Genomic DNA, 23,988 nt, shown 5'->3' with positions numbered 1-23,988 from the left:
CGTGGCATCCATTGGCCAGATCGTCGAACAGACCCCCAGCAGTGAAGTCCTCTCCCGCGCCCAGGCGCGCGCAGCCCTGGTGCCCGATTGCATGGTCGAGGCCAAACGCATTGCCAACACCGTCATCTCCGGCTGGCACGGCCGCCGCAAACGCGGCATGGGCGAGAATTTCTGGCAGTTCCGGCCGTATGCCGAAGGCGAAAGCTTGTCGCGCATCGACTGGCGCCGTTCGGCCCGCGACGACCATACCTATGTCCGCGACCGGGAATGGGAAGCCGCCCACACTGTCTGGCTCTGGGCCGACCTGTCCCCGTCGATGATGTACAAGTCGACCTTCGCCCATGTCTCAAAGGAAAGTCGCGCCCTGGTGCTGATGCTGGCGCTCGCGGAAATCCTCGCACGTTCCGGCGAGCGCATCGGCTGCCCCGGCGTCATGGAGCCCGTGTCCGCACGCAATGCCGCCGAACGGCTGGCCACCGCGATCATGCATGCGCCCGTCACCAGCGGCCTGCCCGAAACCGCGATGATCCGCGGCCAGAGCGACATCGTCCTCATTGGCGATTTTCTCGATGATGCCGACCGGGTGATGGAGCGGATTGCGCCGCTTGGTCGACGTGGCTTGCGCGGTCATGTGGTGGAAGTCGCCGATCCCGCCGAAGAAACCTTCCCTTACGTTGGCCGCACCGAGTTCACCGATCCCGAAACGGGCGAAAAGCTGGTGTCCGGCCGCGCGGAAACCATTCGCGAAGACTACCAGCGCGCTTACCTCGCCCGACGGGAGACGCTGGGCAACGAGTCGCGACGCCTCGGCTGGAGCTTCGTCTTCCACCGCACCGACCATCTCGCCTCGGAAGCGCTTGCCGCCGTCCATGGCCATCTGTCCGGCCTGCCTGCCCAAAGACCCGGAGGCCGGGCATGAGCGCGCTTGCCTTTGCCAATCCCGCCATTCTTTTCGGACTGATCGCGCTTCCCATCATCTGGTGGTTGCTGAGGCTGACGCCGCCACGGCCGAAGACCGAGGTTTTCCCGCCGCTGCGGATCCTCGCGACCGTACTGAAGCGGGAGGAAACACCATCCCAAAGCCCTTGGTGGCTGACGCTTCTGCGCATGCTCCTGGCCGCTGCGGTGATCTTTGCGATCGCCGATCCTGTGATCAACCCGCGCACAAGCTCGCTCAATTCTGACGGCCCGCTGGTGCTGATGGTCGACAATGGCTGGTCCACGGCAGTTGATTGGGAACGGCGCGTGCAGACCGCCGGCCTATTGATCGATGACGCGGAAAGCGCCGACCTGCCCGTGGCAATCGCCTTCACCGCGGAGCAGAGCCACGATGCCGTGCCGGGTTCGGCCATTGCCGCCCGCGAAAAGCTTGCCGCTGCCCAGCCAAGACCATTGGTTCCCGATCGCGCCCGCGCCGCCGCGGCGCTCGCGCAGGCCCTGACTGGAACTCGCCCCGGCACGCTGGCCATCCTTTCCGATGGTGTTGCCGCCGCCTGGGATGATGAGGCTCTGTCGGCGCTCGCGGCACTGTCGCCTGCCGATATCCGCCTCATAGAAGGGGACGGCGCCAGTGCCGTCGCCATCACCGACGCGGTCAACAATGCCGGCACGATGTCCGTTACCGCGAGCCGTCTTGCTACTGGCGCACCGCAGCGCCTGGAGGTCAATGCGCTTGACGCGCAAGGCCGCTCTCTCGCCTCCGGAACCCTCGACTTTGCCGCAGGCTCCGGAACGGCAACCGCCCAGATCGACGCGCCCTTCGAACTGCGCAACGATTTCGCGCGCCTCGCGATCGAGGGCATGTCGACGGCCGGTGCAGCGCATCTTCTTGACGACGGCTTCAAGCGTCGCCGTGTCGCGCTGATTGCCGGCGAAAGCGGCAGCGACTTCCAGCCGCTGCTGCAGCCGCTTTATTATATCAGCCGCGCGCTTTCGCCTTACGCGGATATCACGCAGCCGAATACGGCCGATTTGTCCGTCTCGATCCCGCAGATCCTGGAAGGCAATCCGTCTGCGATCATCATGGCGGATGTCGGCCGCCTGCCGCCAGAAACCGCCGCTCCCCTGCAGCAATGGATTGCGCGCGGCGGTACACTCATCCGCTTTGCTGGACCACGCCTTGCGGCGGCACCCGCGGATGACCCGCTTGTCCCGGTGATCCTTCGCCAGGGCGAACGCGCGCTCGGTGGCGCCATGTCCTGGTCGGAGCCGCAGCCGCTCGCAGACTTCCCGAGCTTTGGCCCCTTTGCCGGCATGCCCCGCGCAACCGACCTTACTGTCACCCGCCAGGTGCTCGCCGAACCGACGCCGGATCTTGCCGAGCGCACCTGGGCAAGTCTTGCTGACGGCACGCCGCTCGTCACCCAGAAGGAAGTCGAGGCAGGTCGCATCGTGCTGTTTCATACAAGTGCAGAAGCCACGTGGTCGAACCTGCCGCTTTCGGGCAATTTCGTCGAAATGCTGCGCCGCCTCGTGCAACTCGCGCGCGCCGGTGGCGCCGCTTCTTCACGCACCGGCGGTGACGGTGCCGCCACCACACTGGCGCCCTACCGTCTGCTGACGGCTGACGGCATCCTTACCACCGAAACAGGCACGGCCCGCCCGATCGCGATCGCCGCCAATGAGACGCCAGTCGCAAGCTTTGACCATCCGCCCGGCCTCTACGGTACCGAAGACGGTTTCTCCGCCGTGAACCTTCTGGCCCCGAACACGGTGATCGCACCGTTCGAGCCGACGGTCGCTGGCCGGCCGATTGCACGTGAGGGCCTCGCTGGTGGCGAAGCCGTCTCGCTTCGCCCTGCCCTCTTTGCTGCCGCCTTTGCCCTCCTCATTCTCGACAGTCTCGTGGTGCTCTTCATGAATGGCGCATTTTCGCGCAGGCCCGGTGGACGCCGCAGGGTTGCAGGCGCAGCGACTGCGGTGACCGCTCTCGCCATCGCGTTATTCGCGTTCATGCCCGGCCATTCTCAGGCACAGGAAAATGCACCCGGCCCCGCAGCCAAGCCCGGCGACGAGGAGATCCTCGAGCGGCTCGACACCACCCATCTCGCCTATGTCATCACCGGCGAGAGCGATGTTGATCGGATCTCGGAACAGGGGCTGGAGGGCTTGAGCCAGTTCCTCAGCTACCGCACCACGCTCGAGCCTGGCGCTCCGGTCGGCCTCGACCTGACGAAAGACGAACTCGCCTTCTACCCGATCATCTATTGGCCGGTTTCGGCCACCGCCCCCATGCCCTCGGCCGCCGCGATCTCGCGCATCGACGCCTATATGCGCAATGGCGGAACCGTGCTGTTCGACACCCGTGACCAATATTCGGCGCTTGATGGCGGCGGCGCCAGCGCGAACGGCCAGCGGCTGCAGGCAATTCTTGCCAATATCGACATTCCGCCGCTCGAGCCGACGCCCGAAGACCACGTGCTGACGCGCTCCTTCTACCTGCTTTCGAATTTCCCCGGCCGCTACACCGGCAGCCCGCTCTGGGTCGAGGCACGCCAGGAAGCGCAGGCGTCGGGCGCAAAGCTGTCGTCCTCCGGCGATGGCGTGACACCGCTCCTCATCACCGGCAATGACTTTGCCGGCGCCTGGGCAGTGGACCAGCAGGGCGCGCCTGTCCTGCCCACCGTGCCGCCGGATGAGATGCAGCGCGAATACGCCTATCGCTCCGGCGTCAACATCATGATGTATATGCTCACCGGCAACTACAAGGCAGACCAGGTGCATGTGCCCGCGCTCCTCGAACGGCTTGGCCAGTAGAGGGTAAAAACCATGACCATAGAATTTGCGCCTTTCTTTTCCTGGCCGATCCTGGCGGTCCTTTCGGTGCTGGCCGTTATCCTGGCGGCGCTCGCCTTCTGGCGTGGCGTGCGCGGTGCGACCTTGCGGACGCTGGCGCTTGCAGCGCTTCTCCTGGCACTCGCGAACCCGACGCTGATGCAGGAAGATCGCGAACAGTTATCGACGATCGTGCCGGTCATCGTCGACCGGTCGCAGAGCCAGGAGACCGCGCAGCGTCAGCAGCAGACGGACGAGGCGCTCGCGAGCCTCAACGACCGCTTCTCGCGTTACCCCCGGATCGAAACGCGGGTGGTCGAAGTCGCCGACGACGGTGACTCCGACACACCCTCGACCAAACTCTTCACCGCCCTGCGCTCCGCCATCTCGGATGTGCCGCCGGCGCGCATCGGCGGCGCGGTCTTCCTCACCGACGGCCAGATCCACGACCTGCCCAACATCAACCACGACCTTGGCTTCAACGCTCCGGTCCACGGCCTGATCACGGGCCAGCCGGATGAATTTGACCGCCGTGTTGAAGTGGTGAAGGCGCCGCGTTTCGGCATCGTTGGCGAAGAGCAGGAACTCACACTGCGCGTCTTCGACGACGGGCGCCAGAACGGTGGCATTGCCCAGGTAACGGTGCGTATGAACGGCCAGCAGATCGCCACGCTGCAGATGCGGCCGGGCCTGGAGACACCCTTCGCCTTTACCGTGCCCCGCGGCGGCAACAACGTCATGGAGTTCTCCGTCGCCGAGCTTCCCGGCGAAGTGACGACAGCCAATAACCGCGCCGTCCATGTCATCGATGGCATCCGCCAGAACCTGCGCGTCCTGCTTGTTTCGGGCGAGCCGCATGCCGGCGAACGCGCCTGGCGTAACCTGTTGAAATCGGACGCCTCGGTCGATCTCGTCCACTTCACCATTCTACGGCCGCCGGAAAAGCAGGACGGTACGCCGATCAATGAACTGTCGCTGATCGCATTCCCGACCCGCGAGTTGTTCGTCGAGAAGATCAAGGATTTCGACCTGATCATCTTCGACCGCTACAAGCATCGCGGCGTGCTGCCTATCCTGTATTATGATTACATCGCGCAATACGTGAACAACGGCGGCGCGCTGCTGATCGCAGCCGGACCCGAACATGCCGGCGAGGATTCCATCGCCTCGACGCCGCTCGAACAGGTCCTGCCGGCAACGCCGACCGGCGACATCCACAACGCGGCCTTCTATCCGCATCTGTCGGACGCCGGCCAGAAGCACCCCGTCACGCGCGGCCTCGATGGATCGAGCCAGACACCTCCTGGATGGGGCCGCTGGTTCCGCACGGTCGAAGTCGCACCGCCGCAGGGCCAGACCGTCATGGAAGCCGATGGAGATCGTCCGCTGCTCGTGTTGAACCGCCAAGGCGAAGGCCGTGTCGCCATGCTGCTTTCCGACCAGGGCTGGCTTTGGGCCCGCGGTTATGAGGGCGGCGGGCCGCATGTGTCGCTTTACCGCCGCATCGCCCACTGGCTGATGAAGGAACCGGAACTCGAGGAAGAGGCGCTCACTGCCCGCGCGGTCGGCCGTACCCTGGAGGCAACGCGCCAGACGATCGGCGACAACCCCGGCTCCGCCACCATTCGTTACCCCTCCGGCCGCACCGAAACGCTTGCTATGCAGGAGGCCGGTCCCGGCCAGTACCGCGTCGAGCGGCGGATGGAAGAAACCGGTTTGTTCGAGGTCACGAATGGCGAGTTCTCCACCCTCGTCCATGTCGGTGCGGTCGACGCACCGGAATTCAAGGCGATGACCTCGACGGAAGACACGCTGAGACCCTTCGCCGACAAGACGCGCGGGCTCGTGACACGTGTCGCATCGGGCGACAGCGTCACCCTGCCGGACATCCTTCCCGTCCGCGGCGAGGTGCGCGTGACGGACAACGAGCGCATGGTGATCCGCCTCACCGATGAATCCGTCTTGCGCGGCATCAATACACTTCCGCTGTTTGCTGGCTTCGCTGGGTTGTCTGCCCTGCTGTTTGCGGTCGCCGCCATGTGGTGGCGGGAAGGTCGCTGAGAATGGCCGAACTTGAACTGACCGACAGCCCCTCGCCCGAGGACCTCGCGGTGATCTCCGAAGGCTTGACGGCCTTCAACGAACTCGAGGTTGGTCCTTCCGAGCGCCTGCCGCTCGCCGTGCTGATCCGGGATGATTCGGACGGTTCGCCGGGCAGGATCGTCGGCGGGCTTTCCGGTTACACATCCTGGGGCTGGCTCTTCACGCAGTTGATCTTCATACCCGAGAACCTGCGCAGCCAGGGCATGGCGAGCCGCTTGCTGACAGCCGCAGAAAACGAGGCGCGCGCCCGCGGCTGCGGCGGTGCCTGGATCGATACGTTCAATCCAATGGCGCTCAAGGCCTACCAGCGCCAGGGATACGAAGTGTTTGGCGAACTGCCCGCCTTTGTCGGGGACCGCACGCGGACATTCCTCAAGAAGGCGCTCTAGTTTATCCTGGCCCAAGTGTCAGACTGGCTAGGCATCCCATGAACGAGCAGTTGCAGGTCAGGGAAGGTATCGGCGAGGAAGAGGAGGCAAAGCTCCTCGATCTCCTGAAAAGCTACAATGTCGCTACTTTTGGCGAGAGCGATCGGAGGGAGCTCGCGGTCCCGCTTTACGACGACGGCGGCCAACTGATCGGCGGCCTCACCGGTTATACCGGCCGCGGCTGGCTTTATATTGCGATGCTTTTTGTGCCAGAGCATCTGCGCGAGCGTGGCCTTGCCGCCCGCATGCTGGAACTGGCCGAAGCGGAGGCTCGATCGCGCGGCTGCATCGGCGCCTATATCGACACCATGAATCCGGCGGCGCGCAAGCTCTACATCAAATGCGGCTACAGCCCGATTGGAACGCTAGAAGGCCTGGCCGGCGGCCACGCCATCACCTGGCTGCAAAAGCCCCTCTCTCCCTCTCCCTAAGCAAGCGAGGCTTCGCGCGTTTCCGCGTTGATCAGGAAGGCCGCAACAGCCGCCGCGAGCAGCAAGCCGGCAAAGATGCCGATCGTCAACCCCAGGCCATGCGCCACGACATAACCCACGATCGACGGTGCCAGCAGCCCGCCGAGCCGCGCCATCGCGCCTGCCGCGCCCATGCCGGTGGCCCGCGAGGTCGTCGGGTAAAGCTCGGGCGTGTAGGCGTAGAGCGCGCCCCAGGTTCCAAGCAGCGCAAAGCTCATCAGGAGCAGGGCGACCGCAATCAGAACCGCGCTCGGCGCGAGCACAAAGAGCAGGCAGCCCAGCGATGACAGCAGGCAGAAGCCGATCAGCGTCGGCTTGCGTCCCCATTTCTCGACGCCATAGGCCGCCAGCGCATAACCGGGAAGTTGGGCAATCGCCACCAGCACCAGGAAGCCGTAACCACGCACGAAGCCAAAACCTTCGCCAGCAAGCCGCGCCGGCATCCAGGTAAAGACGCCGTAATAGGACACCGAAACCAGGAACCAGATCGCCAGGATCATCATGCTGCGCTGGCGCAATTCGCCCGAAAAAATGCCACTTGAACGCACCGGCGACGGCGAGACAAGCGCCGTCTCGGGGTCGAGCGCCGGATGGCCGTTGACCACCAGCATCCGGTCCACCACCGCCTTCGCCTCCTCCTCCCTGCCTGTCCGCAGAAGATAGAGCGGTGATTCCGGCACGAGAAACCGCAGGCCGATACCGGCAACGGCCGGAATGGCGGTAACCGCGAAAATGTAGCGCCAGGCATCTTCAACGCCGGCAAGGCTTGCGACCCAGGCGGTGACCGCCACGATCAGCGTTCCGACAGCCCAGAAGCCCTCGAGCATGACAAGCCAGCGACCGCGGTTTCGTGCCGGCAGGAACTCCGCCATCATCGCATAATCGACCGGCAAGGTGCCGCCGACCGCCGCCCCCGTCAGGAACCGCAGCAGAAGCAGGACGGTGAAGTCAGACGCAAAAACGGACATCGCGCCGAACAGCGCATCGCAGGCGACGGTGATGATCAGCACGTTGCGGCGTCCGATCCGGTCCGCAAGCCGGCCGAAGCCCATGGCACCGAGCAGCATGCCGAGGAAGAACAGCGTTCCCGTCTGCAGCGCCTGCGGCACCGTCAGCCCGAACGTCGCGGCAATCGATGCGGCGGTGAAACCGACGGCAAGCACCTGCATGGCATCCGCCGTCCACACCAGTCCGAAGATGCCCATCAGCCTGCGCTGGTAGGTTCCCGCACCGGCGCGATCCAGCGCCTCATCCATGGTGATTGCCGACATGCACGCCCCCCGGAGCACTGGCCAATCAGCCCCACGCTGATGCCTGAAGGGGTTCTAGAGCAATTGTTCTATCCGCGCCAGCAGATGACGCCCTTAAGCCGTGGATGCACATTTTCGCCGATCGGCACGACGAGCACGCGGCCGGGATCGACAGGACCCGGGAAGTCCAGCGCGTTGTAGGCGACCTTCTCGAAGCCGAGCGGCATGTAATACGGCGGGTCGCCCACCAGGATCACGGCCTCGGAGCCCTGCCGCCTTGCGGCATCGATCGCGATGCGGACGAGTTCGCGGCCGATGCCCCGATTCTTGTGAGATGGCCGGACGGCGAGCGGACCGAGCAGGTGCCCCTTGACGTCGCCGGCAAATACCGGCGTCATCCGCACCGAAGCGATCGTCTCGCCGTCATCCGCACAAACGAAGGAAAGCGACCGGTCGTGCGGCCCCTGCTCCCGGATCCGGGCTGCGGCACGCGTGTGGCGTCCGGGGCCGAACGCTTCGGCGTTGATCACTTCGATGATGTCGTCATGCGACGCATCTTCGGTGAGGTAGACAAGGTCGTGCTTAGGGAGAAGTTTCGGAGCCATGGACATGCTGAAGCCGTAGAACAGGAGCGGACAGGACAAGTGATATCGAGAACGCGTGATGCGTCCGTTTCGAAGATCAGCGTCGTCGCAGTGCCCGTGCTTCAGTCATGAGAAAGGGAGCTCTCGAAAATTTGGTGACACGCGACGTAGCAGGATTTTTTTGCGCCGTCCAATGCAAAAACGCAGCGTTCACCATTTCCCGCCTCGTAATATCGCGGCCCTGCCGTATCTTCCTCGGCAAGGGAAACAGCGGAGGCACCCATGGGCATGCTCGTTGATGGAAAATGGCATGACGTCTGGTACGACACGAAGGAGACGAAGGGCCACTTCAAGCGCTCCGAAGCACAATTCCGCAACTGGCTGACGGCAGACGGCGCCGCCGGTCCCTCCGGCAAGGGCGGCTTCAAGGCCGAGGCGGGACGCTACCATCTTTATGTGTCCTATGCTTGCCCCTGGGCGCATCGCACGCTGATCTACCGCAAGCTGAAGAAGCTCGAGGACCTCATCTCCGTATCCGTCGTTGACTACCTGATGGCGGAGAATGGCTGGGAGTTCAAAAAGCGCGAGGGCGCCACCGGCGACCACCTGTTCGGCTCCGACTATCTCTACCAGGTCTACCTGAAGGCCGATCCGCATTATTCCGGGCGGGTGACTGTGCCGGTTCTATGGGACAAACAGCAGAACACGATCGTCTCGAACGAAAGCGCCGAGATCATCCGGATGATGAACACCGCCTTCGACGGGATCACCGGGTCGACCCTGGATCTTTACCCGCAGGCGCATCGGCAGGGGATCGATGAACTCAACGCGCTGATTTACGACACCGTCAACAACGGCGTCTACAAGGCGGGGTTCGCCACCACGCAGGAAGCCTACGAGCAGGCGGTGACGAAACTGTTCGAAACTTTGGACATGCTGGAAGATCGCCTGTCTGCCAGCCGCTACCTGTTGGGCGACCAGCCGACGGAAGCCGATTGGCGGCTTTTTACCACGCTGTTGCGGTTCGACCCGGTCTATGTCGGGCACTTCAAGTGCAATATCCGGCGCATCGGCGATTACCCGAACCTGTCAGGTTATCTCGCCGATCTTTATCAGCAACCCGGCATCGCCGAGACCTGCAACCTGTTCCACATCAAGCACCACTATTACGAGAGCCACAAAACCATCAACCCGACAGGGATCGTGCCCGTCGGGCCGGTGATGGATCTCGACGCGCCGCATGGGCGCGAGAGGGTCGCCTAGACTACGGCCTGATCCCGGATCAGTATCCGAAGCGCTTCAGCGAGAACGGGCTGAGGTCGACGCGGCTTTGGCCCTCGACATGCTGCTCGGCCATTGCCTCGCCGATCGCTGCCGAATGCTTGAAACCGTGGCCGGAGCAGGCGCTTACGACCGTGACATTTTCCATTCCCGGATGACGGTCGATGATGAAGCCGAAGTCGGGGGTGACGGTGTAGGTGCACACGCTCGCCTTCACCAGTTCCGGCGTGACCCCGTCGATCTTGCCTGCAACCTGGGTGCGGAACATCTCCTCCACCTCCTCCGGTGCGATCTCCCGGGAAAGATCCGCTGGATCGATCGCCACCGTAAACTGCTCGTCGGCCACCTTCATGCTGCCCTCCCCCGGGATCGGCGGGAAGCCATAGCAGAGGTCCTTGTCGGTCGGGCCGTGCGACAGGATGAAGGTTGGCGAGCGCTCCAGGAAGATCGACGGCTTGGCGAGCTTGAACCAGAAGAGCTTTTGGCGGCAGACCCGGAGAAGCTGGTTGAACGGATTGCCAAGAAGTTCGGCGCTCCACATGCCGGCGCAGACGATAACCTTTTTCGCCGCGACCTCGCCGTCGGCAAACGAGATCACGCGGTTTTGTCCGTCAGGTCGAAGCTCGGTCACCACCTTCCCGGTGACGGTTTCCGCGCCATGCCGCTTGGCGAGCGTCAATTGCGCATCGATACAGGGCTCCGGCCGTACATAGCCGCCGCCCGGCTCGAAATAACCGATCGCGTTGTCCAGCACCGGCGCGAACTGCGGAAAGCGGGAGCGGATTTCCGGTGCGCCCAGCACCTCATGCTCGATCCCGTACTCCTGGGCCAGACGAATGGTGTTCTTGGTGAAGTTCGGCATGCCGTGATGCGAGGTCGCAGGGCTCTCGCTGGAGGTCATGATCAGAACGCCGCATTGCTCGAACAGCGAAACGCCGAGTTCCGCTTCGATCTCGCGCCAGATGCGGTGCGAGTTGGCCACCAGCGGCACATAGGCTGCCCCCTCGCGGACAGCCTGGCGGGTGATCCTCGTATCGCCGTGGCTGGAGCCCTGGTCATGCGGTGGTGCAAACCGGTCTATGCCGACAACGTCCACGCCACGCCTGGCAAGCTGGTAGAGCGTCGCCGCTCCCATCGCTCCTAGTCCAACGACCGCAACATCATGGATCTTCACGTTATTCCCCCAAAAGTCTCTGGTTACCAGTAGTCCGCCTTCGCCGCTTTCCCATCGATCTCCGCAAGGCGGCGCAGCGTCGCGGATGTCACATCGTCCGGCAGCGCATCAAGGTCAAAGAAGCCGCTTTCGGCAATCTCCATGTCCGGGGCACGTTCGGCCGTCTGCTCCACCTCGACCTTGTAGAACAGCACGTGGTCCCGCTTGCTGACCTTGCGGTTGTAGTAGACGTGGAAAAGCTCCGGCTCGCCGCGGATTTCGAGGTTTCCTTCCTCGCGCAACTCCTTGCGAAGCGCGTCCGCCGCCGTCTCATGTCGCTCCATCCCGCCGCCCGGCATGTACCAGCCCGGCACATAGGTATGCCGCACCAGGAAGACCCTGCCCTGCCTGTCGAAGCAGGCGGCCCGCACGCCGAGCGTCATGCCGCGGCTGAAGAAAAAGAAGCGATGCAGGAGCCAAGTGACGATGCGCGTGGGAAACCCGCGGATTTCCTCGATTCCCTGCTTTGCCATGCGCAACTCCAACGTCCCATAAAATCGATAACGATTTTAATGTTCATGCGTTATGTCTGCGCCATGTTCAAATTCGCGCATATTTCCGACATCCACCTGGGCCCGCTTCCGAAACTGACCGTCCGTGAGCTTTTCTCCAAGCGGATCACCGGCTTTGTGAACTGGCATCGAAATCGCCGCAAGCATCTTTTCGTCAACACGCTTGATCTGCTGCTGAGCGACCTGAAACGACAGGCGCCGGACCAATTGCTGATCACCGGAGATCTGGTCAATCTTGCGACCAAGATCGAAACGCGCCTTGCAGGTGAGTGGCTGCGCACGATCGGCGAGCCGCATGACACCACGGTGGTGCCGGGAAACCACGACGCCTATGTGCCGGGCGCGCACGACAAATCGGTCAACGAGTGGTACCCCTTCATCAAGAGCGATGACGATCCACCGGAATGGCCGGAAGACGACCACATCTTCCCGACCATGCGACGGCGCGGCCCGATCGCCATCATCGGCTGCTCCACGTCCAACGCGACGCTGCCCTTTTCGGCCTCGGGTTATTACGGGTCACGCCAGGCGCGTGAAACGGTGAACTTGCTGAAGACGGCCGGAGAAGAAGGCCTCTTCCGCGTTGTCCTCATCCACCATCCGCCGATCCGCGGCGCCGCCTCCTCGCACAAGCGAATGATCGGCATTCGCCGGTTCGCCGCGGCGATTTCGACAGGTGGGGTCGAGCTCGTCCTGCACGGGCATACTCATCTCAACACGCTGTATTGGCTACGCAATCCAGACCACCAGGTGCCGGTTGTGGGCATCGCTTCGGCCTCCCAAGGTCCGGGTGGTCACAAGCCGCGCGCCGCCTACAACCTCTTCACCCTGTCGGGCGAACCCGGCGCCTGGAACCTGCTCTGCGAGCGGCACAGCCTCACCGAAGCCGGTGACGGCGTCGAGCTCGATGCAAGCCGCGTTCTCTACGGCAGGCTGCCGGCGATGGCTTCCATTCCGGAAGCGGCGAGAATGTTGTAGAAATCTCTTTGCCATTGTTGCGATATCGCCACATTCGGGCCATAGCTGTTCATTCATTCCGAACTGCTTCGCGACGACGGTAAAGCCACCTGTTCTCATGAATCAAACCAGCCCCATGAACGACATTCGGCGTGACCTCGTCGCGCTTCTGCCGCGTCTGCGACGATTTGCTTTGACCCTGACGTCAACCGCTGTTGAGGCCGACGAACTGGTGCGCCAGGCAACCGCACAGGCGATTGGCAAGAGTTACCTCTGGAAGGGTGAAGGACGCATCGAGAACTGGCTGTTCAGCCTCATCCGCACGACGCACGCGGAAGAGTTGAAAAAGCGGCTGCGGCGGGGTGAACCGGTTGCGGCGCGTGACACGACCCGCGGCAATATCGGTGCGCGCAACGTTCTTGATCTCGACGAAGACTGGAGTAGCGCGCTGCTGCTCGTTGATGTCGAAGGATTCAGCTATTCCGAAGCGGCCGCCATCATGGGCGTTTCCTCTGAAACCATTGCAAGCTGTCTCTGCGCCGCACGCCTGGACCTGTCCGTCATGGGTTCTGAATCGAGCGAGCGGAGAGCCTGAACGCCATGACCACGGCACAGCCCACACCGCTTGAGCTTCGGCTTTCGGCCTTTATCGACGGCGAGTCAGGCGAGCAGGAGCGGCACGAGGTGGAAGCCCTGCTGGTCAACGATCCGCAGGTCCGGGCCCTGCACGACGAGATCAAGCGCGGATCGGACGCCGCGCGACGCGCCTTCGATGACCTCTTGAAAGAGCCCGTGCCGCTCGATCTGGTGCGCGGCATCCGCAATGCCGACCTGCCCCGCAAGGCGATCCGCCTGCCGGATGCACCCAGTGTGATGCGTCAGTTCAAGCCTTCCGGATGGCAGGCGTTCGTGGGCTGCGTTGCGCTTCTCGCCGTCGGCTCGGGTGTCGGTTACCTGCTCGGCAGCAATCCGGCCATGCCGCAGCTTTCCGCGATTTCCGCCCACGGCAGCATCAACCGTGACTGGTTGGATGACGTGATTGCCCATTACCGGCTTTATGCTCGACAGACCACGCATCTGGCTGAAATTCCCGCCGATCGGCCGGCCGATATCCTCGAATGGCTGACGACCAACACCGGCGTCAGCTTCCGTATCCCGGATCTCGCCAGCAGCGGGCTCACCTTCCAGGGTGCGCGATTGTTTGCCGCCGAAGGCATTCCGGTCGGCCAGCTTCTTTACCGCCGCACCAGCGGCGACGGCGATCCCGACGTGATCGTGCTGTGCTTCACCAAGTCGCGCCCGGAAGGCAACCGCTCGGTGGAAGAGATCCGCAATGATACCGGCCTCGTGTCCTGGGTCACGCCTTTGGCAACTTATGTCGCCATCGGACCCTCCTCGGCCGCCGATCTCGAAGACATCGCGGCCAAGGCTGCCGGGCTTATCTGAACAAACAAAAAAGGCCGCAGATGATGCGGCCTTTTTCTTGAGCTGGGCTCAGCCGCGAGTTTCGAGCACCCGGTTCGCGGCCGAGATGATCGCTTCGAGCGACGCCGCGACGATGTTCTTGTTGACGCCTGCACCGAAGAGCTTGCCGTCCGGATGCTGCACCTCGACATAGGCGATGGCCGAGGCATTGGAGCCCTGCTGCAGCGAGTGCTCGGAGTAATCAACAACCGACAGCTCGATGCCGAGATAGATCGACAGGGCGTTGATGAAGCCGTCGATCGGGCCCGTTCCCTTGCCTTCAATGCGCTTCAGTTCACCGTTGTCGGTGATTTCGGCGGCCACCACGCGCACGCCCTTCTGGTCGGAGCCAGCCGGATAGGTATGGTGATCGACGAACTTCAGGCGCGCGCTCGACTGATCAACATAACGCTCCATGAAGCGGTCGTAGATGCGCTTCGAGGGAAGCTCCTTGCCCTCTTCGTCGGTGATGCGCTGGATGTCCTCGCGGAATTCCACCTGCAGGTTGCGCGGCAGGTTCAGGCCGTAATCCTCCTGCAGGATATAGGCGATGCCGCCCTTTCCGGACTGCGAATTGATACGAATGATCGCCTCGTAGGACCGCCCCACGTCGCGCGGGTCGATCGGCAGGTAGGGCACTTCCCAGACCGGGTGGTTGGCGACCTTGATCGCCTTCATGCCCTTGTTGATTGCATCCTGGTGCGAGCCGGAGAAGGCGGTATAGACCAGTTCGCCAACGTAAGGATGACGCTCGGGGATCACCATCTCGTTGGAATATTCGTAGACGGCCTTGATGCGTTCGATGTCGGAGCAGTCCAGTTCCGGATCAACGCCTTGGGTATACATGTTGAGCGCCAGGGTGACGACGTCGACATTGCCGGTGCGCTCGCCATTGCCAAACAGCGTGCCTTCGACGCGGTCGGCACCGGCCATCAAGCCCAGTTCCGTCGCGGCGATACCGGTGCCCCGATCGTTATGTGGATGCAGCGAGATGATGATGTTCTCGCGGTTGTCGATCTGCCGGCACATCCACTCGATCTGGTCGGCATAGATGTTCGGCGTCGCCATCTCCACAGTCGATGGCAGGTTGATGATCAGCTTGTTGTCCGCCGTCGGCTTCACTTCGGCGATCACCGCGTTGCAGATCTCCAGCGCGACTTCCAGCTCGGTGCCGGTGAAGCTTTCCGGAGAATACTCGAAGCGATAGCCACCGCCGGCTTTCGCCGCCATGTCGGTAATCATCTTGGCCGCATCGACGGCGATCTGCTTGATGCCGGCCACGTCCTTGGCGAACACCACGCGGCGCTGCAGCTCCGAGGTGGAGTTATAGAAGTGGATGATCGGCTTGACCGCACCTTCCAGCGATTCGAAGGTCCGGGTGATCAGTTCCGGACGGCACTGCACCAGCACCTGCAGCGAAACATCGTCCGGCACGCCGCCCTCTTCCACGCACCAGCGGGCAAAATCGAAGTCCGTCTGCGAGGCGGACGGGAAGCCGATCTCGATTTCCTTGAAGCCCATGTCCAGCAGCAGCTTGAACATGCGCGCCTTGCGATCGTGGCCCATCGGGTTGACCAGCGACTGGTTTCCGTCGCGCAGGTCGACTGAACACCAGATCGGCGCCTTGTCGATGGTCTTTGACGGCCAAGTACGATCGGGGATGTTGATCGTCGGGTACGGGCGATATTTGGTTGCCGCTTCCGGCATGCCGATCTTGGCGGAGTGGGTTTTCGCGTCCATTGTCGTCTCTTCTCGCTTCACGCGCCGGCTGGCTGCCTTCGTGGGCATGGCCATGACCGATGCGGACCTTGGAGTGGTCTATTGCCTAAAAATCTGGAAATTTCGAGAGGAGCTCTTACGCCGGCAGGCTTTTCGGCCGCCGGGCGCTCCTCAACGGACCCGGCAACCGCGCGTAAGGTCGAGGCTAAGAAGCGAGAGAGGCGCAAGAACCGTCGCCCCGGCCGCGGTGCGGCAGGTGATCGCTCGGTCAGACATGATTGCGCCTGTCATGGTCATGGGCAGGATGTATAGCGACGGTGAAAAACGCTGGCAAGCCCATTTATCCCTGCCGGACACGCATGGCGCGGTTGAACGCCATCACCGCACCGCCGGCGACCAGGCCCCAGAAAGCGCCGGAAATGCCGGCAAACGACAGGCCGGATGCCGTCACCAGGAAGGTGATGGCTGCTGCTTCGCGGGTTTCCGGCTCGCGGTAGGCGGCAAAGGCTGCGTTCGAAAACGCTCCGATCAGGCCCAGCCCCGCGACCGCCTGCAGCAGAATCGGTGGCGCCAGCGAAACGAAGGCGATGATCCCACCGGCCAGCAGCCCAAGAGCGATATATCCGACGCCGCCGATGATCGCGGCCCAGTAACGTTTTGCAGGATCGGGATTGGAGTCTTCGCTGGCGCACATCGCCGCGGTGATCGCCGCCATGTTAACCGGGACGCCGCCGAACAACCCGCCGAAGATCGAGAAGGCTCCCGTCCCTGCAAACAGAACGCCCGGCGGCGGCTCGTAGTGATGAACCTTCAGGATAGCGATCCCCGGGATGTTCTGCGACGCCATGGTGACGATGAAGAGCGGCACGCCGATCGAGATGGCCGCATGCCAGGTGAAGACGGGCGTCACGAAGGTGAGGTCTGGATGAATGGCAGCACCGATCCGCCCCATCGTATCGGCCGGCAGATCGACACCGAGAACCAGCACCAGCACCATCGCCGCAAGCGATGCGGGCACAGCCCAAAGCCGCCAGCGCGACACAACCACCATCCAGGTCAGGACGATCGGCAGGCCGAGGGCTGCATTGAACGCAACCGCCTTCACCGGTGCAAGGCAGAGGCTGAGCAGGATGCCGGCAAGCATCGCGTTGGCCAGCGGCGCCGGGATAAGCCGGATCGCCCGGCCGAGCGGCTGGAATAACCCGGAAAGGATAATAAGCGCGCCGCAGATCACGAAGGCCCCGACAGCCTCGGCAAACCCGCCACCGGCCGTACCGATGCCGGCAAGCAGTGCGGCCCCCGGCGTCGACCAGGCGATGCTGATCGGCATGCGGTAAAAGCAGGAGAACACGATCGCAAGCACGCCCATGGAGATCGACTGCGCCAGGAGGCCGGAAGCAATTTCGGCCGGATTGGCTCCCATCGCCTGGAGCCCCTGCATGATCACGGCAAACGAGCTGATGAAGCCAACGAAGGCCGTCAGCAGCCCCATCATCAGGGCTGAAACAGAGAAATCCTTGAGCATGAATCGTCACCTGCGAAGTCGAGACCGGTTATCGAACACGGTGTCAGCCTCGAATCAAGGCATGTCCCGGCCGAAATAGTTCGGCTCGGACGACGAGATGCTGAAGCAAATCAGAGATTATTAAAGCCTGCGTGGCATGGTGCCGGTATAGCAGGAAGCTCCGATGATTTCTTCCCTACGTCCGTTACGAGCAAAACCATCCCGGGCACAAATCCTGGGGCTGAGTTACTTCCTCCCGGCGATCCTCGCTGTCACGGCGGTGGTCATCGGCGTCGTCAAGGCAGACATCGACAAGCGCGAGCAGTTCCATGTCTCGCAGCAGGTCAAGGCCGCCGAGCAATTGGCGCGGGTTGCTTCCAACCTTGAGACGAATATCCACGGAAACGTCAATCTCATCTATGGTCTGGTCGCGGCAATCGCTGTCGATCCGAACATGAACCAGGCGCAGTTCACCTCGCTTGTGGAGCGCATCTTCGGCGTCCCGTCCCAACTGCGAAACGTCGCGGCGGCGAAGGATCTCGTCATCAACCTGGTTTATCCGGAAGAACCCAACCGCAAGAGCCTCGGCCTCGACTACACCAAGAACGAACTTCAGAAGGAGGCGGTGATGCAGGCGGTCCAGCGCCGCGCGCTGGTCATCACCGGCCCGGTGGACCTCGTGCAGGGCGGCCGCGGACTGATCGCCCGTTATCCGGTATTCGGGCGCGGCAGCGGTCAGTTCTGGGGCGTCGTCTCTGCCGTCATCGACCTCGATCGCCTTTACCGGGACAGCAATGTCAACACCGCGCGGCAGGACCTCGATATCGCGATCGCCCGACGTCCCATCCCAACGGCAAAGGACCTCTTCCTCGGAAAGCTGGACATCTTCCATCAGGATCCGGTGAGAACGCGCATCGAACTCGGCTATGACACCTGGTATCTCGCCGCCGTCCCACAAAAGGGCTGGCAGGCCCTGCCGCCGGATATCATGCTTTTCCGGGCGATGGCGCTGATGATCGCCATCTGCATCGTCGCGCCACTGATCTGGGCCGGCGCGCTGATGAAGCAGCGCCACCGCAACATCCATATGCTGCAGGAGCGCGAGGAGCAGCTTGAAGCGCAAAATGCGGAACTGCGGGCAACCCGTCTGACGCTGGAGCACCAGTCGCTGCATGACGCCCTGACCGGGCTGGCGAACCGCCGCTTCCTCGACCAGTTCATGACGGCCGCCACGGCAACGCCTTCAACGGACCGGCTGGCCTTCATCCATATCGACCTCGACCGCTTCAAGGAAGTCAACGACACGCTCGGCCATGCCGCTGGCGATGCCGTGCTGAAGGACTGCACGGCGCGGCTCCTGAAGCATATCGGCCCCGAAGAGTTTGCCTGCCGCATCGGCGGCGACGAATTCGTGGTCGTGGTGAGCGGCGCAGATCCGCTGCCGCGTTCGAAGGTGGTCGCGAAGTCCATCGTCCAGGCGCTGGCAAAACCGATGCAGATCGATGGGCAGGAAATCCGCATCGGCTGCAGCGCCGGCATCGCCTGCCAGGCGACGCCGGCCGATGACGTCGGCGAACTGCTGATCAACGCGGATATTGCACTTTATGAAGCCAAGAAGCGCGGCCGCGGTCGCGTAGAATGTTTCACCGAAGAACTTCGCGCCGCCGCCGTCCATACCAAGCGGCTGTCGGACGAACTGCTTACCGCCCTCGAGCACGACCAGATCATCCCCTATTTCCAGCCGCAGTTCGATGCCCGCACCATGGCGATCGCCGGCGTCGAGGTGCTCGCGCGCTGGAACCACCCGACCCGTGGCATCCTGCCGCCCGACCGCTTCCTGCCGGTCGCCGAAAGCCTCCACCGCTCCGCCGAGATCGACGCGATCATCCTCGATAAGGCGCTGTTTGAGGCAACCCGCTGGCGCACGCACGGCATCGACGTGCCGCATCTGTCGGTGAACATCTCGGCCCAGCGCCTGGCGGACGAAAGGCTCTTCAAGCGGCTGTCGGAAATCTCGTTCGAGTCTGGCTCGCTTGCCGTCGAACTCCTGGAATCGATTTCCTTCGAAGGCCAGGGCGAAGAATTGAAATCGGCGATCCACCGCCTCAAGGCGCTCGGCATCGACATCGAGATCGATGACTTCGGCACGGGCCATGCCTCGATCGTCAGCCTCCTGGAGCTCGGACCGAAGCGGTTGAAGATCGACCGCAAGCTCATCGCGCCGCTGGAGGCCGAAGGTGCGCAGCTTAAGCTCGTCGCCTCGATCATCGAGATCGGCCGCTCGCTTGGCATCGAGATCGTCGCCGAAGGCGTGGAAACGGACACCCATGTCGAGATCCTGCGCAGCCTCGGCTGCCAGACGCTCCAGGGCTATGCATTCGCCAAACCGATGTCGGCTTCGGACTTCATCACCTTTGCCCAGGAGTGGCAGGCCGAAAACAGCAAGCCGCACCTGGTGCGCATCGCCTGAATGCGAAAACCCGCCAGCTTTCGCAGGCGGGTTTTTAATCTAGAAGCAGAAGCGGATCAGATTTCGCTCTGCGACGTCACGATGCGCGACACAAGGCCGTAGCCCACGGCGTCTTCGGCCGACAGCCAGTAGTCGCGGTCGATGTCCTTGGCGATCTTTTCTTCCGCCTGGCCGGTAGCCTTGGAGAAGATCTTGATCAGGCGCTCGTTCATCTTGATGATCTCGCGGGCCTGAATCTCGATGTCGGATGCCATGCCGCGGGTACCACCGGACGGTTGGTGAAGAAGGAAGCGGGTGTTCGGCAGGGCGATACGGCGTTCCTTCGGGGCCGCGACGTAGATCAGCGCGCCGGCGGAGGCGACCCAGCCAGTGCCGATCATCCAGACCTTCGGCTTGATGAACTTGATCATGTCGTGGATCGAGTCACCCGATTCCACGTGGCCACCGGGCGAATTGACGTAAACGCGGATGTCATCGTCGCTTGCTGCGGCAAGCGCCACCAGCTGCGTGTTGACCTTCTGCGCCAGTTCCTGGGTGATCGGCCCATAGATGAAGATCGAACGCGACTTGAAAAGATTCGCCTCCGTTTCCTTGCCGAGCGGCAGTTCCTTCGTCTTGTCGTCGTTGTCGTCTTCGTCGTTCAGCACGGTCAAAGTCTCCTGCATGGATTTCATATACGGGACATAATGTGTTCGCCGCCGTAAAACAATGGACAGTAGGCCCGAGAACTCGCCTACCCAGTGCTAAGGTGAATGACGTAGTCACACCTTGGAGGCCCAGCCGATTGCGGATGGACAGGCCTTGCACCTCTCCCCTAATCTGTGTGTCATTCTGGAAGATTGATAATTTAAGGGGACGACATGCTGAAACGTTTTTCACTCGCTGCGGCCACGCTCGCCGCCGCCGCAACACCCGCCCTGGCTCATCTTAATCCGCTTGAGCACGGCTCCTTCATGGCCGGCGTCTCGCACCCGCTATTCGGGCTCGACCATATTTTGGCCATGGCGGCGGTCGGCCTCTGGGCGGCGCAGCTGTCTTCCGCTGGTGACCGCAAGGCGCTCTGGGCCGTGCCCGCAGGTTTCGTCGCTGCCATGGCGGCAGGTTTTGGCCTCGCATTAGCGGGTGTGGCGCTTCCGGTCGTCGAGCCGGCGATCCTCGCATCGGTTGTTGCGCTCGGGCTCGTGGTTGCCCTTGCCGTGCGCCTGCCCGCTGCAGCCGGCGCCGCGGCCGTCGGGCTTTTCGCCCTCTTCCACGGCCATGCCCATGGCGGCGAACTGGGCGCCGCCACCGCGCTGCAATACGGCATCGGCTTCGTCGCCTCGACGGCCGCGCTGCACCTTGGCGGCATGGGCCTCGGGCTCACCATCTCCCGTCTCCACCCGCAGATAGCACGCCTGCTGGGCGGCCTGACGGCCGTCGCCGGCCTGTCTCTGGCCTTCGGCTAAGGATCATTCGGATCCGTCCGGCGCTGTCCGCGAACGGACCCGCCCCCAATCAACCGCGGCCGCGATAGGTCGCAACCCCCTGCTCCGGCAACCAGACACCTGCCGGAGCTTCGCCTGTCTGCCAGAAGACGTCGATCGGGATGCCGCCGCGCGGATACCAATAGGCGCCGATCCGCAACCATTTCGGCTTCAACAGCTCGACGATCCGCTTGGCAATATAGATCGAGCAGTCCTCGTGGAAGGCGCCGTGATTGCGGAAGGAATGGAGGAACAGCTTCAGCGACTTTGACTCCACCAGAAAGCCATTCGGGATATAGTCGATCACGATATGCGCGAAGTCCGGCTGCCCCGTCATCGGGCAGAGCGACGTGAACTCCGGTGCTGTGAACCGCACCACGTAATCCGTACCCTGATTGCCGTTCGGCACCTTTTCCAGTACCGCCTCTTCCGGCGTCTTGGGCGCCTCGACCTGTGCGCCGAGCTGCGACAGCCCGCTTACATCCGTCATCGTCATTTTCCTGCTCCTTCGACGTCGATCTTGCGACCGTGTGGGTTTTCGCTGTCCGGCTCCACGTGGATGCCCAGCGTCGCGCCCGGGATGATGGCCTTGACCGCCTCTTCCATCCGGTCGCAGATGGCATGGGCATCCTCGACGCTCATTTCCGACGGCACGACGAGGTGGAAGTCGATGAAGGCCGCTGTCCCGGCGCGGCGTGCCTTGAAATCATGAACCCCAAGCGCGCCGACGGAATGGGTGGCGATTGCCTCGCGCACCGCCGCCTCTTCGGCAGGCTCGAGCGCCCGATCCATCAAACCGCCGAGTGAATGGCTGATCACCCTGTAGCCCTGCCAGATGATGTTCACCGCCACCAGGATCGCCAGAACCGGATCGAGGATCGGGTTGCCGGTGGCGATCGCCAGGATCAGCCCGACGAACACGCCCGCCGAGGTCACCACATCCGACATGATGTGCCGGCCATCGGCTTCAAGCGCCGGCGAGCGATGCTTCTTGCCGGCGACGATCAGTTGCCGCGCCCAGACGAGGTTCACGATGCTGGCGAACGCATTGATGCCGAGACCGATCACCGGTGCATCCGGAAGCTTGGGCGACACGAGCCCCTGCCACGCCTCGTTGATGATGAGCATCGCCGCCACCACGATCAGCATGCCTTCAACGACTGCCGCGATATATTCAGCCTTGTGGTGGCCGAACTGGTGGTCGTGGTCGGCCGGCCGCTGTGCATAACGGATCACGAAATAGGCGATGATCGCGGTCGCCACGTTGACGATCGACTCAAGCCCGTCCGAGAGAAGGGCAACCGATCCGGTCACCCACCAGGCGAGCATTTTCAGCCCGATCACCGCCACCGAGATCGGGATGCTCCAGAATGCGAGCCTCTCGACCAGATTGCTTTCCCTCACCACCGACTTTGTCCTTCTTGCGCGTGCGAATGATTTGCAGAACCGAAGCTCCAAAACGCCGAAACCGCCGCAGCGAGTTTGACTCGTTGCGGCGGTTTCGGAATGGCGGCTCTATGACTCAACTGCCGCCTGTTGTCAAAGACTACGACAGACCTAATTGCAGATGTGATTAACTTGTTATATACCTCGTTATATAAACGGAGGAGCAGGCTGTGTCACGCGATATCGTACGGGATTTCGGATACCTCACGCTCGGCACGCGCCTCAGGCGGCTGGGAGAACTTCTTCAGGCAAACACGCAAGCGGTGATGACCGAGTTCGGCGTCACCATTCCTGCGGCACAATATCCCTTCCTGGCAGCAATCGACCGCGACGGCCCGCTTACCGTCGGAGAGCTCGCCGAAGCGGTCGGCATCACCCAGCCGGGTGCCACGCGCACGATCAATCAGCTCGTGCAGGCGGGCTTGGTCGAAGCCTCCGTCAGCGACGAGGACCAGCGGCGCCGCAGCATCACCTTGACGCCAGCCGGCCAGGAACTGGTGGCGCTGTCGAAACAGGGCGTCTGGCCGAAGGTCGAGGCAGCCGTGCGGGAAGCCTGCGCCGATCTTGATGGCCCGCTGCTCGACCAGATCGCCGCGCTGGAGGCGAACCTCGCGGCTGCTCCCCTCCTCCAAAGGATCCACAAGCAGAGGGAACACCAATGATGCATGTGCTTGATCGCCCTGTCTGGAATGCGCTCGCCACCGTCCATGCGGGTTTTGCTCAAGGATCGGAGTTGGCCAAGCGTTACGACCCGACCATCGTGCCGTTCGCCGCGCCCGCCGATTTGACGCAGGCGAGCCTCGATGCGCTCGCGTCGCTGCCGGCACCGTCCGAAGTGATGGTGATCGTCGAGTCACAGCCGGTGGAAACGCCGCCGTCGCTGGAAACGGTGATGGATGCCGTGCTTGTCCAGATGGTCGCTGAAAAACCGTTCGAACCGATCGAAGATCCGCGCATCAAACCGCTAGGTGAAGCGGATGCCGAAGAAATGCTTGAACTGGCGAACCTCACGAAGCCCGGCCCTTTCACGCTGCGGGCCCGGGCACTCGGCACCTTCTGGGGTATCCGCGAGAGCGGACGCCTCGTCGCAATGGCCGGGCAACGGATGCGCCAACCGGGGTATGCAGAACTCAGCGGCCTCTGCACCCGTCCAGAATTCCAGGGCCAGGGGCTCGGCAAGACGATGATGCGTTTCGTGGCCGGCGAGATCTCCGCCCGCGGCGACGCGGTCTTCCTGCATGCCTACCGCAGCAATGTCGGGGCGATCGCCATGTACGAGAAGATGGGCTTCTCGCTGCGGCGCGAGATGCACATGCGGGTTACCAAGCGGCCGAACTGATCTCGGCCGCT

22 protein-coding genes are annotated in these 23,988 nt (G+C 62.9%); 13 read left to right on the top strand and 9 right to left on the bottom strand.

The genetic code is table 11. From position 1 onward, the window contains the following. Position 1 precedes the first annotated feature (1 nt). Genes M0654_RS00425 through M0654_RS00405 form a run of 5 tightly spaced genes read left to right on the top strand, consistent with a single transcriptional unit; the run spans position 2 to position 6,736 of the window. Positions 2–919: a DUF58 domain-containing protein gene (locus tag M0654_RS00425; RefSeq protein WP_248681357.1), complete on the top strand. Its 918-nt coding sequence runs from the start codon at positions 2–4 to the stop codon at positions 917–919. Then, positions 916–3,756 carry a DUF4159 domain-containing protein gene (locus M0654_RS00420; protein ID WP_248681356.1) on the top strand — a complete coding sequence of 947 codons (2,841 nt, stop codon included), beginning with the start codon at positions 916–918 and terminating at the stop codon, positions 3,754–3,756. The genes M0654_RS00425 and M0654_RS00420 overlap by 4 nt, the downstream gene beginning before the upstream one ends. A 12-nt stretch (positions 3,757–3,768) precedes the next feature. Continuing rightward, on the top strand, positions 3,769–5,835 hold the full coding sequence (locus M0654_RS00415; protein ID WP_248681355.1) for a hypothetical protein: 2,067 nt from the start codon (positions 3,769–3,771) through the stop codon (positions 5,833–5,835). 2 nt (positions 5,836–5,837) lie between these two features. Further along, entirely contained in the window at positions 5,838–6,266 is a 429-nt protein-coding gene (locus tag M0654_RS00410; protein WP_248681354.1) for a GNAT family N-acetyltransferase, read from the top strand. A gap of 38 nt (positions 6,267–6,304) precedes the next feature. Continuing rightward, a complete protein-coding gene (locus tag M0654_RS00405) occupies positions 6,305–6,736 on the top strand; it encodes a GNAT family N-acetyltransferase (protein ID WP_248681353.1) in 432 nt (143 codons plus the stop codon). Here M0654_RS00405 and M0654_RS00400 read toward each other — a convergent pair. Further along, positions 6,733–8,046, bottom strand: a complete 1,314-nt coding sequence (locus tag M0654_RS00400; RefSeq protein ID WP_248681352.1) for an MFS transporter — start codon at positions 8,044–8,046, stop codon at positions 6,733–6,735. The genes M0654_RS00405 and M0654_RS00400 overlap by 4 nt on opposite strands. A gap of 68 nt (positions 8,047–8,114) precedes the next feature. After that, positions 8,115–8,630, bottom strand: coding sequence for a GNAT family N-acetyltransferase (locus M0654_RS00395; RefSeq protein ID WP_248681351.1), 516 nt, complete (start codon positions 8,628–8,630; stop codon positions 8,115–8,117). Between the two features lie 261 nt (positions 8,631–8,891). Here M0654_RS00395 and M0654_RS00390 point away from each other — a divergent pair, with 261 nt between their 5' ends. Next, complete coding sequence (locus tag M0654_RS00390) at positions 8,892–9,872, top strand: glutathione S-transferase family protein (RefSeq protein WP_248681350.1); 981 nt, start codon at positions 8,892–8,894, stop codon at positions 9,870–9,872. Between the two features lie 19 nt (positions 9,873–9,891). Here M0654_RS00390 and solA read toward each other — a convergent pair whose 3' ends face one another. Together solA and M0654_RS00380 are read right to left on the bottom strand one after the other, a co-directional pair. After that, positions 9,892–11,064 carry an N-methyl-L-tryptophan oxidase gene (gene solA / locus M0654_RS00385; protein WP_248681349.1) on the bottom strand — a complete coding sequence of 391 codons (1,173 nt, stop codon included), beginning with the start codon at positions 11,062–11,064 and terminating at the stop codon, positions 9,892–9,894. Positions 11,065–11,087: 23 nt separating this feature from the next. Next, positions 11,088–11,576 (bottom strand): NUDIX domain-containing protein, encoded by a 489-nt coding sequence (locus M0654_RS00380; protein WP_248681348.1) that lies wholly within the window; start codon positions 11,574–11,576, stop codon positions 11,088–11,090. A gap of 63 nt (positions 11,577–11,639) precedes the next feature. Here M0654_RS00380 and M0654_RS00375 point away from each other — a divergent pair, with 63 nt between their 5' ends. The 3 genes from M0654_RS00375 (at position 11,640) to M0654_RS00365 (ending at position 14,018) form a co-directional block, all read left to right on the top strand. Then, complete coding sequence (locus tag M0654_RS00375) at positions 11,640–12,593, top strand: metallophosphoesterase family protein (protein WP_248681614.1); 954 nt, start codon at positions 11,640–11,642, stop codon at positions 12,591–12,593. A 115-nt stretch (positions 12,594–12,708) separates the two neighbouring features. After that, the gene (locus M0654_RS00370; RefSeq protein ID WP_248681347.1) at positions 12,709–13,167 is read left to right on the top strand and encodes a sigma factor-like helix-turn-helix DNA-binding protein; all 459 of its coding nucleotides are present in this window, start codon (positions 12,709–12,711) and stop codon (positions 13,165–13,167) included. Positions 13,168–13,172: 5 nt separating this feature from the next. Next, positions 13,173–14,018: an anti-sigma factor family protein gene (locus tag M0654_RS00365; RefSeq protein ID WP_248681346.1), complete on the top strand. Its 846-nt coding sequence runs from the start codon at positions 13,173–13,175 to the stop codon at positions 14,016–14,018. A 48-nt stretch (positions 14,019–14,066) separates the two neighbouring features. On the opposite strand, the gene leuA is transcribed toward M0654_RS00365, so the two are convergent. Both leuA and M0654_RS00355 read right to left on the bottom strand, forming a co-directional pair. After that, entirely contained in the window at positions 14,067–15,776 is a 1,710-nt protein-coding gene (leuA, locus tag M0654_RS00360; protein WP_248681345.1) for a 2-isopropylmalate synthase, read from the bottom strand. Positions 15,777–16,095: 319 nt separating this feature from the next. Next, complete coding sequence (locus M0654_RS00355; RefSeq protein WP_248681344.1) at positions 16,096–17,280, bottom strand: benzoate/H(+) symporter BenE family transporter; 1,185 nt, start codon at positions 17,278–17,280, stop codon at positions 16,096–16,098. Between the two features lie 163 nt (positions 17,281–17,443). On the opposite strand from M0654_RS00355, the gene M0654_RS00350 reads away from it, so the two are divergent. Further along, positions 17,444–19,729 carry a bifunctional diguanylate cyclase/phosphodiesterase gene (locus tag M0654_RS00350; protein ID WP_248681343.1) on the top strand — a complete coding sequence of 762 codons (2,286 nt, stop codon included), beginning with the start codon at positions 17,444–17,446 and terminating at the stop codon, positions 19,727–19,729. A 56-nt stretch (positions 19,730–19,785) separates the two neighbouring features. Here the strand turns inward: M0654_RS00350 and M0654_RS00345 are convergent, their stop codons facing one another. Further along, a complete protein-coding gene (locus tag M0654_RS00345) occupies positions 19,786–20,373 on the bottom strand; it encodes an ATP-dependent Clp protease proteolytic subunit (RefSeq protein ID WP_245450469.1) in 588 nt (195 codons plus the stop codon). Between the two features lie 216 nt (positions 20,374–20,589). Here M0654_RS00345 and M0654_RS00340 point away from each other — a divergent pair, with 216 nt between their 5' ends. Further along, the gene (locus tag M0654_RS00340) at positions 20,590–21,174 is read left to right on the top strand and encodes a HupE/UreJ family protein (protein ID WP_248681342.1); all 585 of its coding nucleotides are present in this window, start codon (positions 20,590–20,592) and stop codon (positions 21,172–21,174) included. Between the two features lie 49 nt (positions 21,175–21,223). Here the strand turns inward: M0654_RS00340 and queF are convergent, their stop codons facing one another. Both queF and M0654_RS00330 read right to left on the bottom strand, forming a co-directional pair. Continuing rightward, the gene (gene queF / locus M0654_RS00335; protein WP_248681341.1) at positions 21,224–21,688 is read right to left on the bottom strand and encodes a preQ(1) synthase; all 465 of its coding nucleotides are present in this window, start codon (positions 21,686–21,688) and stop codon (positions 21,224–21,226) included. After that, on the bottom strand, positions 21,685–22,521 hold the full coding sequence (locus M0654_RS00330; RefSeq protein WP_282571492.1) for a cation diffusion facilitator family transporter: 837 nt from the start codon (positions 22,519–22,521) through the stop codon (positions 21,685–21,687). Before M0654_RS00330 ends, queF begins: the two co-directional genes overlap by 4 nt. Before the next feature lie 287 nt (positions 22,522–22,808). Between M0654_RS00330 and M0654_RS00325 the strand changes: the two genes are divergently transcribed. After that, positions 22,809–23,300 (top strand): MarR family winged helix-turn-helix transcriptional regulator, encoded by a 492-nt coding sequence (locus M0654_RS00325; protein WP_248681339.1) that lies wholly within the window; start codon positions 22,809–22,811, stop codon positions 23,298–23,300. Continuing rightward, positions 23,297–23,977: a GNAT family N-acetyltransferase gene (locus M0654_RS00320; protein WP_248681338.1), complete on the top strand. Its 681-nt coding sequence runs from the start codon at positions 23,297–23,299 to the stop codon at positions 23,975–23,977. The genes M0654_RS00325 and M0654_RS00320 overlap by 4 nt, the downstream gene beginning before the upstream one ends. The last annotated feature ends 11 nt before the right edge of the window (positions 23,978–23,988 follow it).

The sequence above is a fragment of the Neorhizobium turbinariae genome (genome assembly GCF_023223505.1).
Taxonomy (GTDB): Bacteria; Pseudomonadota; Alphaproteobacteria; order Rhizobiales; family Rhizobiaceae; genus Neorhizobium; species Neorhizobium turbinariae.
This window is presented reverse-complemented; position numbering and strand designations above follow the sequence as displayed.

Bases quoted from the DNA above. Each gene is read 5' to 3' on its own strand.
- M0654_RS00420 (WP_248681356.1), top strand. From the start codon at position 916: ATGAGCGCGCTTGCCTTTGCCAATCCCGCCATTCTTTTCGGACTGATC.
- M0654_RS00415 (WP_248681355.1), top strand. From the start codon at position 3,769: ATGACCATAGAATTTGCGCCTTTCTTTTCCTGGCCGATCCTGGCGGTC.
- M0654_RS00410 (WP_248681354.1), top strand. From the start codon at position 5,838: ATGGCCGAACTTGAACTGACCGACAGCCCCTCGCCCGAGGACCTCGCG.
- M0654_RS00405 (WP_248681353.1), top strand. From the start codon at position 6,305: ATGAACGAGCAGTTGCAGGTCAGGGAAGGTATCGGCGAGGAAGAGGAG.
- M0654_RS00400 (WP_248681352.1), bottom strand. From the start codon at position 8,046: ATGTCGGCAATCACCATGGATGAGGCGCTGGATCGCGCCGGTGCGGGA.
- M0654_RS00395 (WP_248681351.1), bottom strand. From the start codon at position 8,630: ATGGCTCCGAAACTTCTCCCTAAGCACGACCTTGTCTACCTCACCGAA.
- M0654_RS00390 (WP_248681350.1), top strand. From the start codon at position 8,892: ATGGGCATGCTCGTTGATGGAAAATGGCATGACGTCTGGTACGACACG.
- M0654_RS00380 (WP_248681348.1), bottom strand. From the start codon at position 11,576: ATGGCAAAGCAGGGAATCGAGGAAATCCGCGGGTTTCCCACGCGCATC.
- M0654_RS00375 (WP_248681614.1), top strand. From the start codon at position 11,640: ATGTTCAAATTCGCGCATATTTCCGACATCCACCTGGGCCCGCTTCCG.
- M0654_RS00370 (WP_248681347.1), top strand. From the start codon at position 12,709: ATGAACGACATTCGGCGTGACCTCGTCGCGCTTCTGCCGCGTCTGCGA.
- M0654_RS00365 (WP_248681346.1), top strand. From the start codon at position 13,173: ATGACCACGGCACAGCCCACACCGCTTGAGCTTCGGCTTTCGGCCTTT.
- leuA (WP_248681345.1), bottom strand. From the start codon at position 15,776: ATGGACGCGAAAACCCACTCCGCCAAGATCGGCATGCCGGAAGCGGCA.
- M0654_RS00355 (WP_248681344.1), bottom strand. From the start codon at position 17,280: ATGCTCAAGGATTTCTCTGTTTCAGCCCTGATGATGGGGCTGCTGACG.
- M0654_RS00350 (WP_248681343.1), top strand. From the start codon at position 17,444: ATGATTTCTTCCCTACGTCCGTTACGAGCAAAACCATCCCGGGCACAA.
- M0654_RS00340 (WP_248681342.1), top strand. From the start codon at position 20,590: ATGCTGAAACGTTTTTCACTCGCTGCGGCCACGCTCGCCGCCGCCGCA.
- queF (WP_248681341.1), bottom strand. From the start codon at position 21,688: ATGACGATGACGGATGTAAGCGGGCTGTCGCAGCTCGGCGCACAGGTC.
- M0654_RS00330 (WP_282571492.1), bottom strand. From the start codon at position 22,521: ATGCTCGCCTGGTGGGTGACCGGATCGGTTGCCCTTCTCTCGGACGGG.
- M0654_RS00320 (WP_248681338.1), top strand. From the start codon at position 23,297: ATGATGCATGTGCTTGATCGCCCTGTCTGGAATGCGCTCGCCACCGTC.